The sequence below is a fragment of the Salegentibacter echinorum genome, from assembly GCF_900129445.1.
In the GTDB taxonomy this organism is placed as follows: domain Bacteria; phylum Bacteroidota; class Bacteroidia; order Flavobacteriales; family Flavobacteriaceae; genus Salegentibacter; species Salegentibacter echinorum.
Window position 1 is genome coordinate 44,551 of sequence record NZ_FQVT01000016.1, and the last position, 17,486, is coordinate 62,036.

Annotated in this window: 12 protein-coding genes; all 12 read right to left on the reverse strand. The window is 36.6% G+C overall.

Annotated features, from left to right (window positions below; translation table 11 throughout):
• Positions 1-38: 38 nt before the first annotated feature.
• Positions 39-458 carry a hypothetical protein gene (locus BUA71_RS15240; protein ID WP_072881302.1) on the reverse strand — a complete coding sequence of 140 codons (420 nt, stop codon included), beginning with the start codon at positions 456-458 and terminating at the stop codon, positions 39-41.
• A 56-nt stretch (positions 459-514) separates the two neighbouring features.
• Positions 515-2,380 (reverse strand): DUF4419 domain-containing protein, encoded by a 1,866-nt coding sequence (locus BUA71_RS15245; protein ID WP_072881304.1) that lies wholly within the window; start codon positions 2,378-2,380, stop codon positions 515-517.
• Positions 2,381-2,406: 26 nt separating this feature from the next.
• The gene (locus BUA71_RS15250; protein WP_072881306.1) at positions 2,407-2,832 is read right to left on the reverse strand and encodes a DUF4488 domain-containing protein; all 426 of its coding nucleotides are present in this window, start codon (positions 2,830-2,832) and stop codon (positions 2,407-2,409) included.
• 308 nt (positions 2,833-3,140) lie between these two features.
• Positions 3,141-3,461 carry a hypothetical protein gene (locus BUA71_RS15255; protein ID WP_072881308.1) on the reverse strand — a complete coding sequence of 107 codons (321 nt, stop codon included), beginning with the start codon at positions 3,459-3,461 and terminating at the stop codon, positions 3,141-3,143.
• Between the two features lie 229 nt (positions 3,462-3,690).
• A complete protein-coding gene (locus BUA71_RS15260) occupies positions 3,691-4,119 on the reverse strand; it encodes a hypothetical protein (protein ID WP_072881310.1) in 429 nt (142 codons plus the stop codon).
• Positions 4,109-5,707 carry a M60 family metallopeptidase gene (locus BUA71_RS15265; protein WP_072881312.1) on the reverse strand — a complete coding sequence of 533 codons (1,599 nt, stop codon included), beginning with the start codon at positions 5,705-5,707 and terminating at the stop codon, positions 4,109-4,111. The genes BUA71_RS15260 and BUA71_RS15265 overlap by 11 nt, the downstream gene beginning before the upstream one ends.
• Positions 5,708-5,984: 277 nt before the next feature.
• Positions 5,985-7,865, reverse strand: coding sequence for a TlpA family protein disulfide reductase (locus BUA71_RS15270; protein ID WP_072881314.1), 1,881 nt, complete (start codon positions 7,863-7,865; stop codon positions 5,985-5,987).
• A gap of 133 nt (positions 7,866-7,998) precedes the next feature.
• Positions 7,999-10,218, reverse strand: coding sequence for a M60 family metallopeptidase (locus BUA71_RS15275; protein ID WP_072881316.1), 2,220 nt, complete (start codon positions 10,216-10,218; stop codon positions 7,999-8,001).
• Positions 10,219-10,503: 285 nt separating this feature from the next.
• Positions 10,504-11,388 carry a discoidin domain-containing protein gene (locus BUA71_RS15280; protein WP_072881318.1) on the reverse strand — a complete coding sequence of 295 codons (885 nt, stop codon included), beginning with the start codon at positions 11,386-11,388 and terminating at the stop codon, positions 10,504-10,506.
• An 18-nt stretch (positions 11,389-11,406) separates the two neighbouring features.
• A complete protein-coding gene (locus tag BUA71_RS15285; protein WP_072881320.1) occupies positions 11,407-13,221 on the reverse strand; it encodes a RagB/SusD family nutrient uptake outer membrane protein in 1,815 nt (604 codons plus the stop codon).
• Between the two features lie 13 nt (positions 13,222-13,234).
• Positions 13,235-16,300 (reverse strand): SusC/RagA family TonB-linked outer membrane protein, encoded by a 3,066-nt coding sequence (locus BUA71_RS15290; protein WP_072881322.1) that lies wholly within the window; start codon positions 16,298-16,300, stop codon positions 13,235-13,237.
• A gap of 707 nt (positions 16,301-17,007) precedes the next feature.
• The coding region (locus tag BUA71_RS17665; RefSeq protein ID WP_072881323.1) for a BfmA/BtgA family mobilization protein at positions 17,008-17,486 on the reverse strand (479 nt) is incomplete at its 5' end.

Sequence of the window (17,486 nt, forward strand, 5' to 3'; positions counted from 1 at the left end):
ACTGCAACTATGGGGAGTGAACTGCATTTTTTAGGGATTTAAGGCTGTTGTTCCCTAGTGTTTGTAGCGGTGACCTGGTTAAGGATTAACTTCCGGGCTTTGTTGAGTCCGATACCTACGAATAAGAGGATTATCCCAAAGGATAAGTCTTCCCAGGCACCGGCAATACTAAACTTTGGGGCAGCACTGGAATAAATTTCCTCAAAGATATTTTTAATAATGTTGGCCACAATAAGGCCAATCCCGCCAAAAAGGAAGATTTTGTTTAATATAATCAGCAGCAAAACGATATAGTCCCGGGCCGGGGATTGCTTTGAACTTGTAAAAATGTTTTTAAATAAATTGACAAGGATCAAAAAAGCGAAAAACAGCAGGAGGATAAAAACAAAGTCTTTAAACATGGTTGGGAACTGCGCCTGCAGCAGGTCGGTTTTTAAATTAAAAGATTGGTTTTCCATTGTTGGGTTTTAAAAGATTTCTGAAGTTTACATATTTAAGTTGCGGTTTGCTGCTGTTACTGCACCCGCACCCGGTTTACATAGATTTTTGTTTCCGGTAAAAGGCTTTTGATCTTTTTTATGTTTTCGGGAGTGGTCTTATTGATCACCGATATGTTTCTGATTTTTATATCCCCAATCCAATCCGGTATTTGGATTTCATTTTCAAAATTATAATTACGCACCTCCAGCACCCAGATCTCATCCAGTTTTTTCAGACTTTCCGGAATCGAATCTCGGACAACGATCCAGCTGTTATCCCTAATTCTGTGGCTTTTAGGATTATTTTTAATTTCGGCTTCCGTAAAAGATTTTATGGCTGTTTCTTCTCCAGAATCCGGGTTTCGGTCTTCTTTATTTATTTCATCTGATTTATTTGGTGTTGGAAATGGAACGATCACAAACTCATCGTTTATTTGCCCTGATTTTTTGGATGTTTGAAACGGAAAAATAATAATTTCAGCCGTACCTTCTTTTCGGGTTTTACGACCGTTGATTTCAATTTGAGTCTTCGGAAACCATTTTATGATTTTTTCTTTTTCAGATTTTGAAATCTCACCTGTTATCTTCAATTGTCCTATACGGATCTCCTTAAGCCATTTTGGAATATGCACTTTTTGAGTGAATTCAAGGTTTAGGGTATAAATTTCCTCCAAATTCTTTAGTACCTCCGGTATCTCGATTATCCTGAGGTTAATTCCAGATCCCGGAAAATAAGAAGGATAATTTTCCGCCTCCAATTTTTGCTGCAAAGCTTCCTGATCCACATCTTTTTTCCTGATCATCCAGCTGATCTTTGGCGTGAGCGCAAAGGTCTCTGGGTTTTGCTCCAAACCGATAAAACCGGCCCACAATTCCAGCATGGTCGTTTGGGTGTGCCCTCCATTAACCTCAACATGCTTTAAATCGACTTTTACCATTTCTTCGGGCAGGCTTCCGCCGCCTTCCAGCTTTTTTAGATTGTTTCGTTTTCCATCTTTGTCATAGGGAAAGAATTTCACGATCCAGCCGTCGATAATGTTGGGGGCGCCGTATTTTTCCTGGGAGTGATACTTAAACATATTTCTCCAGAAGTCTTTGTCTATAACCCCACTTGAAGCTCTTACAAATTCCTGAAGCAGAGGCTCAAGTTCGCCGGTCCACCATTTTAAATTGTATTCTTCCAGTTTCCTGGTCTTATCAAGTATTTTTTGCCAATCTTCAGGAGTTCCTTCTAAAGTGATTTTAGGAATACCGCATACCACCAGCATGTGTACAAACTCGAAATAAGGCTCCATAGCTTCCATTATGGTGATTTCAGAAGCTACTCTTTCAATTGATGTAGTAGTTGAAAAATCTGATGACAGGATACCGATGAGTTCTTCCCCCGTATGTTCCGCTATTTGTGAAGTAAATTGGGGAAAAACCGCTTCCCATTTTTTTACGTCTGAGGTCAGTCCATCTTCTGATTCGACTACCAGGCTGAGTTTTCCCGAAAAATCAACAAGATCTTTTCTTAAAATCTCGGGATTGGCATTTACGTGCCGGGCAAATCCCTGGCTGATCAGCAACCAAACCATATCCGGAGACAATACAAAAGGCCGATGGTCTGCATAAGCCGCGTACATCCCATTGAAGAAAGAGTTGTAGCCATAATTTACCAGGCTGTCCGGTGCGGCGCTTTTTGCCATAATTTTGTAATCGAAGTCTAGATTGTGCTGCTCCAGGTCCCATTTGCGGAGGTCTGCATCTTTTAAGATCAGGTTTTCATAAATATCATTGTAAGATTGCAGGCGCAAGAACTTATCCGGTGGAGAAAGTTCCTCGACCTCAAAAGTGATTCCTTCCTGTCCGCAGAGGATAAGCGGAAAGCAGATCAGTAGGGTTTTTATAAGGTTTTTCATTTTGTCGATTAATTTCAGATATTTGGTTATTCAACCTTTTTCCAAATTTCGTTGTATGGGTTTCCTATTCCTTCAATAGTCAACAAATCATCTTCAATTTTATACTTATAAGAAAATGTATCCCCTAATAAAGTATTGAAATTTGAATTTGTATATAAAATATGCTCTGTATATACGTCTTTATCAATCGTATAAGAACCCACGAAACTATTTAATACTTGTTTGTGTTTTGAATTTAAATCTATTAAAGTGAATTTATCTGACGATATTATCTTGTACCTAATCTGGTTTTTATTTCCATAAAGATTTTCTTCTACCTCTCCCGCAGCATTACACATTTGCCAGGTTCCAATTAAATCATCTTTTGGACTATTCACTTTTTGTACACCACAACTAATAATTGTCATCATTACTGTTATAGCAAAAACACTTTGTTTAATAATTTTCTTCATCTTTTTTAATTTTATGGTTTTTGTTTCTTTGCTTATCCGCTTTATTTCCTATGCCAGGAGCTTAGAATTTAAAAGCCGAAAAAGTTTTTCCTCAACCCTATAGGGTGAACTTTTTCTATATAATTTATTCTTTAATTAGAATTTTAGCTCCCTTTAGGGCCGGAGAAAACTAAAATTCAGCTTTTTATTTTTTAGGAGTCTTTACGATATGCATTTATTTTTTATAAATGGAATTTCGAAAAAACTAATTTCTTACAGCTCCAAAAAACAGGGCAATAACGGTCTTCTATATTGCAGTCGGTTTCTATTCAACTAAATGAAACCAGGCTCCCAAATATTGCTAATCCTGCAAATAAGAAAATCAATAAAATTACACCTATCAGTGATATTACAAGTCCGGCAATTGCGAGTCCGTTGGGCTTGTTGAATAGGCCAACAAAAGACAAAATCAAACCCAGCAGCCATAAAATCCAACCTAAAAACGGGATCCATCCAAGAAATAAAGCAATCAAGGCTAAAACAAAACCTGCGGTTCCAGTTCCGTTCGATTCATTTTGACCTGGTTGCATAATAATGGTTTGTCTTTTATTGTCATTTTCGGGTTCGTAAGCTTGTCTATTTTCATTCATGATTTTTCACGGTTTTTTAATACTGGTTTCAATAATCTTTCTTTTAGCTGAATATCCACATTTGCGAATACGGGATGTTAGCAGTTTTACCGATACGTTCAACCTGGCAAGCTCCTTTATCTCATCGGTTGGAGTTTATGCCCAATTTTATCATATATCGGTTCTCCGTGCTTTTAAAATTTGTTAATATCAGACTAAGAAATAGAATTTTATTTGAACAGGGGTGATTTTATAAATTTGATCTATTGTAAACGAAATTCCTCACTTCCTTTGAAACTTCAATATCAATTCCAATTACCCTATTTTTTTTCTTTTTACCATTGCTTACGAATGAAATCCAAACTTTACTATAATTTTCAGTTTTCTTTGAAGCCTTAGAGATTATTTTCGCACAGCGTTTTCCAAATGATTCATAATCTTCAATTGGCTTACTGGCATTAAAAATTTCTACTTTTATGGTGCTTAAAGGTCCTTCCTTTAAGTCGTTTGAGGGATTTCCTATCATTTTATATTCAATTTTTTGGCATTCTGATAATGTTTTAATGTTAGCGATTGCTGCTGATATATTTTTATCGGTTGGAGTAAATGGATCTGATTTACAGGACGAAAATAAAATCAATGCCAATCCAATGAGCAGTATTATTTTCTTATTTTTCATCTTTTAAGGTGCTAATATCAACCTTTGGCTTTGGTAGGTTCATTGCCTCAATTTCTGCCTTGCATTTGTCCACCATTTTCTGGGTCATTTTATAGCTGTAATTTCCGTAGTCGTTATAATCAAATTCCCCTACGTAGAAAAACCCATATTTGTCAAAGAAATCGGTTAGGTCTGTCTGACTAACTTCAGAAGCTGTTTTTACAAAATTCAGTTGATATTGCGCAGGATTATTACCCCTGGCTCCCCAGCCACCGGAATGTCGTGCCCCTCTTCCTTCCTTCCGGCTTTCCTGCCCTTGTTGCCGAAAAGCTTCAAAAAGATCGGGATAGAAATCTGGATTTTCTCCTATTCCCGCAAAATAGAGTTGTAATTGCCAAAATGGAACTACTCTATTAAAAACATCTCCATCCTGTAAATAGTTTATATCTCCTTCGATAATACTTTCTCGCGATTTCGCATAATTATTTTGTCTGGAAATTCTACTTTCATTGCCGAAGGAGGTAGTTACATATAATGAAAAAATGTTATTACTTACCTCTCCTAAACCGCCCCAATTAAAATATGGGCGCAACTGGTGTACATGGCCAACCTCGTGACTAAAGCCCCAGCAGGGATCGCCTTTTATCACGCGGTCTGGATCTACCACCATAGGCATCGCATTGCCCGGCTCTGTACCCATATATGCAACTCCATCTCCATCCCTAAACATATAGTAGTTATAATTTACCCGGGCTAAAATGTGGTTTTTGGGAACTTTGTCATATTTAATCAATCCCAATATGCGATGTTGTTTATAGACCAGGGAATCGTAATTATTTATCAACTCCATTCCTCTATTATAGGCATATTTTTTTATGGCTGCTGCCGGGTAAGCAATTTGGATATGTTTTCCACGCGCATCCACTATAGGATACACGGCATCATCAACCAGCGCATTCCAGTCTGCATTACTATCAGTGGTACTATCAAAATAACCATTTACTTTTGCTGCGGGGAAATGTACTTGTATTTCCTTTTCTTTTTCTGGCTCGTCAGAAAAATAATCTATGTAGGCCAGGCCATCAAATTCTGTTAGGTTTATGATGTTTGCTCCATTTTGAAGTCGGAATTCCTTTTTTTGAATGCCCCATCCCATGGGATCTTTAGTTGGATCTGTGCCTTCCGGGGCACGACGGTTCCAGTTTACAATTACTAATCCTACTTTGGTGTCCTCGCGAATTCCATCTACAAGTACAAGCTGCTTTCCTTTAGGCATATAAATACCTGTAATATTTTCATACTTGCTATAGCCGTCTCCTATCATTAATTCCTGTCCTAAAACAGTAGGGGAGAGGTAAGCTTTATAATTTGCCATTCGAAAGTTAGGATCGTAGTTTTTAGAATATAACTTATTCGCCGTTTCCCGTAAACGTTCATTTTTAATTTTGGCAATATCCCGTTTCTTAACCTTCCTTTTTAAAGAAAGGGCCATGGGAGTCTCAAACACAGAAAGGTCCTTGTATATAGAGGCTATTTCGGTAGCTGATTGGCCGTGTGCCGTCACTATAAAAAAAGTGCCAATGAGAATTGAAATTAACTGTTTTTTCATGATTGTATTAATTTTAGTTTTTTATGTTGATGCTTTCCTTTTACAATAAAATTCTCGTTAATAAAACGGATCCTTAATTAGTTGTTTTCATAATAACTCTAAAAAAGTTAGACAATAATAATCTTCCTTAATTGAGCCAGGTTTTTATTCAATTAAATGAAATAGGACTTCCAAATATTGCTAAGCTGGCAAATATGAAAATTCCTCGGCAGGAGAGATCTCAAGTCCCCGTATAGCTGCCGGGACTGTGAGGTCTGGCACCTGTTGTAGCCTATTATCACTTATAATTTTCTAATATTTTAGGCAAAAAGCTGTCAAATCTATACATCTTAAAATCCTCGTATATCAAAGCCCCGTTTTTATCGACTACAATATATTTAGGAATGCCGTTGAATTTGAACAATTCCCGAAAACGGTTAAAAGTATCTGTGTCCACCCGGTATGTATTGTTTAATTCCTGTTCTTTTATAAAGCTCTCGTAGCGTCCTAATGGAGAAGATTCATCGGTAATAAACACGAAATCCAAATCGGGATTGTTTTTATATTTTTTGCGGGTTTCTTTCATACGCTCAATAGTGCCAATGCATGGTGCGCACCAGATCGCCCAAAAATCAACAAAGATAATTTTGTCATTATGGTTTTCCATCAAAGCTTTAAAAGCGTTGCGGCCTTTTCCCCTGGGTAGTGGGATGGTTTTATTCTTTATACTTAAGTTTCCTACATTTTTACTATCGGGATTTATATCTTGTTTATCTGAAGGGAATTTCTTTTCAATAATCCTTTTTCCTTCTTTTTTTAGAAAAGGGTTTTCTATACTCGCGGAAAGTTCTTTCCAATAATCATAGGCTTCCTCTTCTGAATTTATAAGGTTACTCAGTCGGTTTTGCAATTCCCTTGTTTTGGTAATATCATACACCAGGTTATTTTTTAAATCGAGATGGTTTGCCAGCACGGAATCTTTCTTCCTCCAGGGCTCCATTAAATCCATCTTGGGAGCTCCAAATGATTTCACATATTTGGCGTAAGCTCTTACTTCATTTTCATATTTCTTACCAAAGGCTTTCATTTCAGCTTGAAACTTTTCCTTTCCTTCATTAGAGGTCATCCTTTCTCCAAGGTTTAGGTGAAGTTCCTTTTCTTTTTCGGTAAGTTCCACGCCAAGCTCCTCAAAATATTCCAAAAGACTTTTTTTAGATTTGTGTTCTTTAAAGCGAGGTGAGAATTTTAATGGAGCAATATATTCAAAACGATTAATAAATTCAGGGAAAACCTGCAACACCAGAAGACTTTGTTCATCCAGGGGAAGTTCTTTTAAAAAACTGGTATAGTAAGCATTCTCTACTTCGGTGTTTAAAATATTATTTAAGGAATCTTTACTTTTTTCATAACTGCGATAATCCAGGAAGTTTAAAATATTAGTAGCAGTTTGTAAATCATTTTTTAAGATTAGTAATGTTTTAGATTTATTTGAAATTGTATTCTCTTTAAAATATTGGACTAATTTCTCCTTATTTTGAAGATGTAATGCATCTTGTTCCTCCTTAAATTCATTTGGCGTGAGATTTTTAACTTTATCCATAAATCGGTTGGAATCCATTTGGATTAATTCAAAGTTAGAAAGCTCCTCGTTTATCGATGCCAGTTTACCTCTAAATTCTACAGATTTTTGTGGATCATCCCTACTTTTATTACGCTCAGCTTTTTTTAAATCCTGCCAATCCAAAATCACGGCCAGCGTTTGTCCGGGTTCTAAATAAAACCTGATATATTTATCATTAAGGTCAATAAAAGAACTTACAGGATGTATTAGGGGTATATCGGCTTCAAACCTTCCGTTGGGATAAATTTCTATGGTTACGGGATAACCCTCCCGGGTAAGATCATTACGGGCATTGTACATCCCTGTTTCAGAGCCAATCTTAGGATCAAAACCTTTTATATAACCAATAATTTTTGCGGGCGCCCGACTAAAAAACGAATCCGATTCAAAATTTTGTATAGGAGGTTTTTCCACTTTCGATAATTCCTCGTCAATCCATTTTGATACTGCTTCTGGAACTTCTGTGGAGTCTATTATGATTTCTTTTAATTCTGAAGCTTGAATATTTGAAAGAAAAAAGATGCTGAAAAATATTGCAATTGTAGTTTTAAAAACCATATTTCGAGGGAATTAATTAGTCACAATATGAATTTTACATAATTCTATGTATAATTTAATAAAAAACCCTGAAACTCATAATTTATGCTTCAGGGTTTCTTAAGGCTAACTATCTAAATATGAAAAACAAATTTTAATTCTTCTGTATTTCTTCTCGTTCCCCATCTACACCTACTGCGTAGAAGGTATCGTCCTCGTCATAAGACTTAACACTAAATGATGTCCTAGGGGAGGAGTAAATCACTTCTCCACCTCTTTCCTGTTCGAATGCTGTGGCATTGCTTGCTCCCGTAATGGAGATTTCTTTTCCAGAAACATTAACACTGCCAGGAGACAAGCTACCAGAACTTTTATATAAACTCACACTTTGATCGTGAATATACTCCACAGCTTCGCTGGGTTCTGAATATCCTTTAGACTTTACATAGGCAATAGCATCGTCGGCCATTTGCTGGGTAACGGTAAGCGTACCGCTCCCGTAATCATCTAAATCAAAACTCCCCGGTGTGAGGAAGCCCCAGGATTTAAAGAATTCGGTAAGGTCTAACTGGGCTACATCTGAAGCGAGCTTCACAAATTCTACCTGACTTGCGCCGGGATTAGGTTGATTTTCCTCTACCCGAACCTTCTCATATAAATCTTTATAAAAGTCTTCCTGCCCGCGCACGTTATCCATATATAACTGTAACTGCCAAAATGGAATTAGTTTTACAAAAACATCTCCTTCTTCAGCATGGGCTTTTTGATTAAGCAGATTAGTAAAGCCTTTTTCATAGCGATTGCTATATTCCCCTAAATCTTCCACATCAATCCTGGCACCATTACCCCAGGTAGTTTGAACATATAATGAATGGATATTGTTGGTAACCTCGGTCATTCCCAACCATTTTAATCCAGGCCTGGTTTGGTTCACGTGACCTACCTCGTGAGCAGGGCCCCAGGGTGAAGACTTAAAGGTTTGAGCATTGGTAAGTGTTCCCATAGTTCCCTTGGCATACTCGGTACGATAGGAAGTAGCAAACATATACATATCCTGGTGAGTATTGGTACGGAAGTACATACGGGTTTTATTGGCCCGGTCGTACTTGTACAAGCCCATAAACTCCTGTTCCATATCTACCAACTCATCATAAAGTCCAATGAGTTCTTCTATATCATTAGTGTTTTGGCGTAAATCATCTGTAGTAAAAGTTAAATGCGCAAATTCTCCAAGAATATCAAAGTGACTATACTCGGCATTCCCAATAAGCTCTTGCCAATCTGCATTAGTATGTTTCGAACTATCAAAATAGCCGTTTATTTTCCCGGTAGCGAAATTGGCTTTTACCGTATAATCTTGCTCATCCTGATAAATTAAATAAGCGAGACCTTCGGTGGTTACTTTAAAACGATTTAATCCCGGTTGTAGCACATGGTCCTCACCACCAAATCCCTGATTATGGTTTACCACACGAAGAATTATTTCTCCCTCAAAATCGTTCATAAAAACCACCATTTCGGTGCCCCATTTCACATACATACCTGTTGCATTATCATAGATTCCATAGGGTACGGTCTTGTTTTCGGCTGCGATTATGTTGGGATCTGGGTAGCTTTTAAATTCGCCTATTCTGAATTCATCATAAACATCTTCGTAAATAGCCATAGCCATATTTCTGATGAATTCATTTTCTATAGCTTCAATATCCTCAAGGCTGGTACCGGGTTTTAATTTTGTTGCTGCTTTATCTTCAAAAATGCTTAAGCTTTCCTCTACAGAAGCACTTTTTTTGTAAAATTCAATTTCGGCAAGGCTTACAAAATCATTAATTCCTTTAGTAACCGAAATTTTAAGGCTTTTAGGGTCTTTAAAACCTTCCGGGAAACGTATAATCTTGGGGTTTCCTGGTTTATCAAATTCAAATTCAAGAAATTCCTGGTACTCCTGGTCATCACGGTTTTGGATATAAATAACTCCTTTTTTTATCCATCCGTTATTATTCCCATCACTACGGGGATAAAGAATAAAATAATCTATCTGTTCGGTATCTTCAGTAAAAAAGTATTCCAATTCAACAGGATATTCCGTGCCATTGCCCCAGGGGCTATGGTAATTGGTGCTTTTATCGCCGTCTATTGACTTTTCAATATTTGTCCCTGGCTGGTGTTGACTGGCAGTAGCATTTTCCGGGCTAATTTTTTCATCTTTTGCAATTTTGTTAGCATCTCCAGGATCGTATTCTGTAGGAGGCTCAGGTTTTGCAATAGGTGGTTCTGTGATTTCTTTTTCTATCTCATCTTTATCAGAGCAGCCAATGCTCACTAAAAGAAAAAGCATAAAAAAAATAGGTGATTTATTGATGATAATTTTCATGTAAAAATTTTTTAGATAATGGGGATGTTTGGTTTAAAAGAATTCAGCTTTTTTGAAGTCGAGTGTTTATTAAAATAATTTTATGTAGCTGAAACTTTTTTAGGATCGAAAATGAAACGAAATCCTAATAGGCCATTGGGGAAAAAAGTCACTTATTTCCAACAACTAAATTATGTAAGAATTGTAAAACATAAGTAATCATTAAAAAAATGAAACTACAAAAAGAAGTTTATTAAAATAAAAAGCCAGGCTGCTACTAGTGAGCAACCTGGCTGATTTCTATCTTTAAAAGTTATAATATTCTTCTTCGGCCTCTTCTTCTTTATCAACTATAGCAGATTTCATTTTGTAAACGGATAATTCTCCTAAGTGCACATAATTTTGCCCTCCATTTTTTAAAAACATTACTCTAAAATAAGAAGAAGAGTAATTTTCATCAAAATTAATTTTGTATTCTCTAGAGTTATCGTCTACGGGTAAATTTTCTCTTGACTCCCATACACGTTCCCAATTTTCACCATCTGAAGAAATTTCCAGACCAAATTGTGAAGGACGTCCAGATACATCCGCATTTTTTCTAAATCTATACTTGACAGCACCAATCTCTTTCTCTTCCTTAAAATTTATCTGTACCCAATGTGGTAACGGTTGGACACCACTAGACCAGGCAGAATGCCAAAACGTGTCTGGATCTCCATCTATAAGATCTTCTTTTGGCCCTGCACGTTCCTCTTGAGTGTAGGTATCGATAATTTCGGGTATCAATTCTTGTTTCTGTAAATCATCTGGAAAATAAGTGATTTCAGGTTTCCTTTTAATGGGACGTACGGGTTCAGTAGTTAAAATTTGCCCATCAGTTTTTGCTGTTGGAGTTTCATTAACTGTTTGTACTTCAAAACTAAATTCCTCTGCATTAATTAAGCCTTCAACCAATAAGGTGTCGGTAAATTTACTCACTTTTTCAAGCACATCTTTCCCATTCTTTTTATATCTCACTTCTAGATAAGTAAACGCGCTATCAGAAGGTATTTCCCATTTTACCAGGGCGGCACCAACCCTAGGTTCAGCGGAGACATTCGTCACATTGGACGGTGCCGGTAGGTTTTCATCATCCTTATCGCAACTTATTACGAAAAGAGACAATAAAGCAATATATAATAGTTTTTTCATTACGTTTGTTTTTTAATGTTAGTATCCAGGATTCTGAATTAACAGTTCGTTTTTATTGATTTCAGCCTGTGGAATAGGCATTAAATAATTTCTTTGACTAAAATTCCTTGGAAATTTAACCTCGGTCACCTGGAAAAATTCTTCATCTGTTTCTCCCTGTATATTCATTCCCTTAGCTTTCGAATCAAGATATTCTTCAGCAACTTGCCACCTTCTTAAATCCCAAAATCTATGATTTTCTAAATAGAGTTCTATGGTTCTTTCCTGGCGAACAATTTCCCTAAGGGTTTCCTGGTCGTTAGCTCCGCCAATAGGTGCCCAGGCCTCATCTATAGTTGGAATTCCAGCTCTAACCCGTACTTTATCAATATACTCTTTAGCAGTATTCAAATCCTGCCCGGCTTCGATTAAAGCTTCCGCATAATTTAAATACAATTCGGCTAGCCTAATTTTAGGCCAGGGATAGTTAACACTTACCTGAAGACGACTTTGGTTCAATAAAGGAGCAACACCTTTTTTATTCAAATAGCCCGTAGGACTATAGTTATTGCTACGTCCTTTGATTCCTTCATCATCATTCCTACGATAATTAGTTACTATTCTTTTTTTGTCTCCTCGAATTATCTCATAATAGTCATTGTGATAAGATATCCAGGCTTCAAAACGTGGTTCTCTATTGAGATTTAAAGACAAGGTATTACCTAAAGCAGTGCTGTCAATATTATAGCGGCCCTGGTAATCATATTCCGGATCTTTATCTATAGGTAAGCCATTTTCAGAATAAAAAGCTTCTAATATTGTCAAGGTTGGCGCCACACCATTCCAAGAAGTACCTGCGATAAAAGGTGTGCTTTTATTCTGAAAGTCATAAGCAGTTTCCTTTCTTGTCTCGGCCCAAATCAATTCTTTAGTTTGTTTATCTACGAAAACATAGCGCAAATCTTTTTCAATAGGATCTTCGGGGAAATCTGAATCATAATCGCTATTTTTATACAGTTTTTTTCCAGCTGCCAAAGCCATATCTATTGCTTCTTTATTAGCCGCAGCTGCTTGTTGCCACTTTTCCTTTTCATAAGAAGTACTTATCAATTGATTGCCATCCATATCTGTAAAGCCACTGAACAAGCTAGATTTATTGGCACCTCCGCCATTAAATAAAGGCGATGCGGCATAAAGCAACATACGCGCTTTAATGGATTTTGCAATTACACTGGTAGCTCTTCCATAGTCACTAGAACTGGTTTGTTCCATAGGAAGTGCTTGCGCAGCTTCATCTAACTTATTAGAGATAAAAGTTACACTTTCATCATAAGTAGATCTTAAAGGATATTCCTCAACCGGCATGTTGATATCAAATTGTTTATCGGCAATTACTACAGGTCCATACATTCTTAATAATAAAAAGTGGAAGTAGCCAATTAGAAAGTCTGCTTCAGCTTTATATTGAGTTTTTGTACTTTCTTCTATTCCTGCTACACCATCAATATTATTTTTAAAGATATAAGCCTGTCTTATTCCTTTATACAAGTCGTTCCAATAGGAAATTACTGGACTGGATGCGGTATATTCTCCACGTGGGAATTTTGCGAAAGTTTCATGTTCAAAAGCGGTAACAACTTCATCAGTTGTCATTAAATCAATGGAGTAAGTTCCCGATCTTTGTTTTGGAATATAACCATAGATGGAGTATAAATAACCAAGGGCAGCATTAGGGCTTCTAAAAGCATCCTCATCGGTTGGTCTTTCGTCTGGAACAATATCCAGATATTTTTCACAGCCTGTAAAAGAGATTGCGAAAGTGAAAATAAATATAAGTATAAGTGGTTTTTTCATAATGTTTTGTTTTTTAATTGAATCTCAATTGTACGCCTAAGTTTACTATAGTCTGTGTAGGATAGCTTAAACCGCTACCGCCACCTTGTTCTGGATCCCATTTGTCAAACTTAGAGAAACGCAATAGGTTATAGCCACTTACAAAGAATCGTGCCTGTTCATAAGAATAACCTATTTCTGCACTTCGTAATTTAAGAAATGACCCATCCCTTAGCCAGTAAGAGGAATTTGCCGTGGTATTTCCATTATCCAATTTTGATAGTTTAGGATATGCTGCATAAATATCTGGATTAGTAGGACTATAATGATCATCTGCCACCCATTGCAATACACTTCTCAAGCCCTGGCTTCCAAAAGGATGAAAGCCATTAACATAAAATGAGGTTCTGGCTACACCCTGCAAAAGAAAGGACATATCCCAATTTTTATAATACATAGAGGTACTTAAACCATATACGATCTCAGGCGTAGTGGGATTGCCCATTCTTACGCGGTCATCACTATTAATTATACCGTCACCATTAATATCGGTGTATTTAATATCACCTCCAGATACAAATCCTCCCAACTGTTGTACAGGGCTGGCATCAACCTCAGCCTGGTCTATAAAAAGCCTTTCTGCTTTATAACCTAATAATGTTCCAATAGGATGACCAACAGCTGATAGATTTGGAAATTCTGAAAAAGGAGGTTCATTATTTACATCTACATTGTTATGAGCGTATGTAAAAGTACCCTTTGCAGTTATTTGAAAATTATCATTGAATTGTTTGTTATAATCTAAAGAAAAATCCACACCTTGATTTGTTACTTCTCCCAAGTTGGCATAAACGTTAGTTCCTGCGGTTCCAAAAATAGTTGGTATTGTTGAAGAAATATCCACAAAGATATTCTCTCGTTTTTCATGATAAAGATCAATTTCCAGGGCAAATTCGTTAAACAATCCTATTTGCAAGCCTATATCTAACTTATTGGCTGTTTCCCAGGTAATATTTCTATTTGCAAATTGATTGTAAACAGGACCACTATATGAAGTGTTTTGTTCAATACCGGTAGTAAAGCCACGGCCACCTAAATCGATGTCTGAAAGATAAGGGAATCTTGCTCCGCCAATCCTGTCATTACCAACCTTACCATAACTCACTCGCAATTTCAACATGTTAATAACATCCTTTAAGTCTTTAAAATAATCTTCATTACTAATTACATAACCTACTGCAGCAGAAGGAAAAAATCCATATCGCTGGCCTTCGGCAAAATTCTCAGAACCATTATACCCAAAATTTGCTTCAAATAAATATCTAAAATCATAGTCATAGGTAGCCCTTCCTGCATAGCCTACTCTTCTTTCAGGTAAACTACTAATTAAACCATCTGGATTATTAACAGCAAACTCAGTTTGGTTGTACAATAATAATCCCGAAACACTATGCTTGCCAAATTGCTGGTTATATTCTAAAGAAGGTTGGAAATAGAACCTCCTGTCACCTGATGTACCCGTGCCTGTGCCCAGAGACAAATCTTGCGGTTGCCCTACCATGCTTAGATTGTAACTACCATCTGCTGATTTCGGAGTGCCGTCTAACTCGTACTGGTTATACCCCCTGGTTCTTACAACGTTGGTGTTAGCCCAGTTTTTAAAAGATACCAGTCCTTTAAAGGCAAGACCATCTAAAAGAAAATCCAGTTTTTGTTCTCCGCTAAAGTTAGCCAAAACAGTACTTTGAAAATTACTGGTATAACCACGAGTCAATTCAGCAAAAGGGTTTGGCCAACCACCATTGACTGCACCTCCCGTTTTACCACCATATTGGATATCACGGGGATCAGTAATACTATCTAAGGGGTAATACATTGGGAAATCTACAGGATTAGTGTTCATCGCACCATTATATATTCCCTGTACGCTGGTTGAAGGACCATCGTAATACCTTAACTGAGTATTTAATTTTAAAGCTACCTTCGTAGTGGGGGAAAGTTGTGCATCTATGTTATTCTGAAAGGTGAATTTCTGAACTTCGATGTTATTGTCATAAGAGTTCATATCAAAATTCTTTAAAAGACCTGTTTGGCGATTAAGAGTTGCACTCATAAAATAACCAACTTTTTCTCCCCCACCTTGAATGTTTACGTTTGCTTCCTGGTTATAGGCTGCATCTTTAAACATTTCATCATACCAATTTACATTAGGATAGAGGTATTTATCTCTTCCTTCTGCGGTACCTTGAATTTTATCTTGTGTATATAAAATCTCCCCGGTACTTCTATTGGTTACCGCTTCATTATATAGCTTCATATAATCTACCCCATCTGCAAAATTAGGAGTCTCGGTAGGAACAGTAACCTGAGATTGCACTCTTGTGTAAATTCGGGGCTTATCGAAGTTCTTTCCCGTTTTAGTAGTAACAATCAATACCCCATTTGCACCACGCGTACCATAAACAGCTGTCGCGGTTGCATCTTTTAGAACCGAAACGCTTTCTATAATTTCTGGAGACAGTCCATTAAGGTCTCCATTTGAGATCTCCACTCCATCTAACAGGATCAAAGGATTTTGCGCTCCACTAAAAGTAGATATACCCCGAATAAAAAAGTTAGCAGCATCAGCACCAGGTTGCCCAGTACGTTGTACCGCTATAATACCGGACAAATTACCGGCTAAGGAGGTGGAAATGTTTGTGGAAGCCGTCCTTAATTTCTCTGGTTCCATGGTTGATACAGCACCTACGATACTAATTTTCTTTTGTTCACCGTAACCTACAACAACAACCTCATCCAAAGCATCGGCATCCTGCTCTAATACGATATCGATTTCGCTGCGATTATCGACTTTAATTTCCTTAGTTGAGTAACCTATGTAGCTTACTACAATAGTAGCGTCTTCAGGAACTTCAATGGTATAATTTCCGTCAAAATCGGTCATCGTACCATTTGTGGTGCCTTTTTCAATAATGTTTACCCCCGGCAGAGGTATGCCTGTGGCATCTTCTACAATTTGACCTGTAATTTCAATCGTATTTTGCCCAAACATTATATAGGGCACAATAACGATTGCGAAGGTTAGTAATAGTTTTTTCATAAAATTTGACTAATTTTTGGTTAATATTAGTAATTAAAACATTAATAATTAGTTAATCGAAATAACAAACTTTCGTATTCTTTTGCTAAACTATATTTTTCATGTGTAAAACCCAATCTTTTCTTAACTAAATATTAAATTTAACTTTTAATCCTTGAAGTATTACGTTGCGAGTCTCTTTTTTAATTAAGTATTAAACTTTATTAATAACTTTATAAAACTTATTGAATCTAACATAAATGAGCTTCTTAGTTTAAAAAGAATTTTAGTTTTATTAGGCTTTAAACTTGTACTTGGTTTTTTCTCGATGTCCTAATTTTAAAGTTTTTTCATAGAAATTTTTGATTGGTTTGTAGTCTGCTTTATAATGGATTGATATGTTAACTATTATGACCATTTATCCAGGCCTACCACAATTACAAAACCTTCGGTGAGTCTGGAAAACCTATAAGCATAAAATGCGTTATTCTTATTACGATAATTTCCACTATTAAAATACAAAGGTCATTAGTGTTGATTATCGGACAAGAAATTTTTGTTTTTACTGTATTTTCCAAAGGAGTATATTTAATGATCACGATAAGTCTGGGATTTTTCGAATATTGAGGATATTCTTGAAGAGTAGCTTTGAATATTGTTCAAATTGCCTAGTCCGAACGAATATTGGGTTTGATCAGTATGAAAATATATCCTTACAAAAAATAAGTTCAATTCTCCAATCGTCGTTTTAGGATACTAAGCTTTGTTGCGTCCATTTCAACTTTAAGATAAGACTTTCCAAAATGTGGTTTCACTTGGCTTATGCTGTTTAAAATTTTCAAAAACTCTCGTCGTTCGCGTTGTAAGTCTTGATGGAGAACGTTATATTCTTCCATAGAAATCTTGGGTTCAATATTTTCTAATTCCTCTTGTTTCCGCTCTTTGTACCTAGGCTCTTCTATGGCTGGTTGGTGTATTTTATCCATCGCAGTTCCGTCAAATAAACTTTTCAGCATATCGTGGGTAGGCTTGTGGTATAATCTTTCCTGTTCACGAAGCAGTTCTGCGATATAATCAATTCTACGCAGTATAAAATTATACAACTTTAGTCGGTGCATCATCAACCTATTCCGGGGAGAAATGTTTACCACTTCAAAAAAGTCCATCATCTGATCCAGGGTATCGGAATGGGAACCGGTAACCTTCT

Excerpts from the sequence above, each read along its gene's own strand:
- BUA71_RS15240 (WP_072881302.1), bottom strand. The coding sequence starts at position 458 with ATGGAAAACCAATCTTTTAATTTAAAAACCGACCTGCTGCAGGCGCAG.
- BUA71_RS15245 (WP_072881304.1), bottom strand. The coding sequence starts at position 2,380 with ATGAAAAACCTTATAAAAACCCTACTGATCTGCTTTCCGCTTATCCTC.
- BUA71_RS15250 (WP_072881306.1), bottom strand. The coding sequence starts at position 2,832 with ATGAAGAAAATTATTAAACAAAGTGTTTTTGCTATAACAGTAATGATG.
- BUA71_RS15255 (WP_072881308.1), bottom strand. The coding sequence starts at position 3,461 with ATGAATGAAAATAGACAAGCTTACGAACCCGAAAATGACAATAAAAGA.
- BUA71_RS15260 (WP_072881310.1), bottom strand. The coding sequence starts at position 4,119 with ATGAAAAATAAGAAAATAATACTGCTCATTGGATTGGCATTGATTTTA.
- BUA71_RS15265 (WP_072881312.1), bottom strand. The coding sequence starts at position 5,707 with ATGAAAAAACAGTTAATTTCAATTCTCATTGGCACTTTTTTTATAGTG.
- BUA71_RS15270 (WP_072881314.1), bottom strand. The coding sequence starts at position 7,865 with ATGGTTTTTAAAACTACAATTGCAATATTTTTCAGCATCTTTTTTCTT.
- BUA71_RS15275 (WP_072881316.1), bottom strand. The coding sequence starts at position 10,218 with ATGAAAATTATCATCAATAAATCACCTATTTTTTTTATGCTTTTTCTT.
- BUA71_RS15280 (WP_072881318.1), bottom strand. The coding sequence starts at position 11,388 with ATGAAAAAACTATTATATATTGCTTTATTGTCTCTTTTCGTAATAAGT.
- BUA71_RS15285 (WP_072881320.1), bottom strand. The coding sequence starts at position 13,221 with ATGAAAAAACCACTTATACTTATATTTATTTTCACTTTCGCAATCTCT.
- BUA71_RS15290 (WP_072881322.1), bottom strand. The coding sequence starts at position 16,300 with ATGAAAAAACTATTACTAACCTTCGCAATCGTTATTGTGCCCTATATA.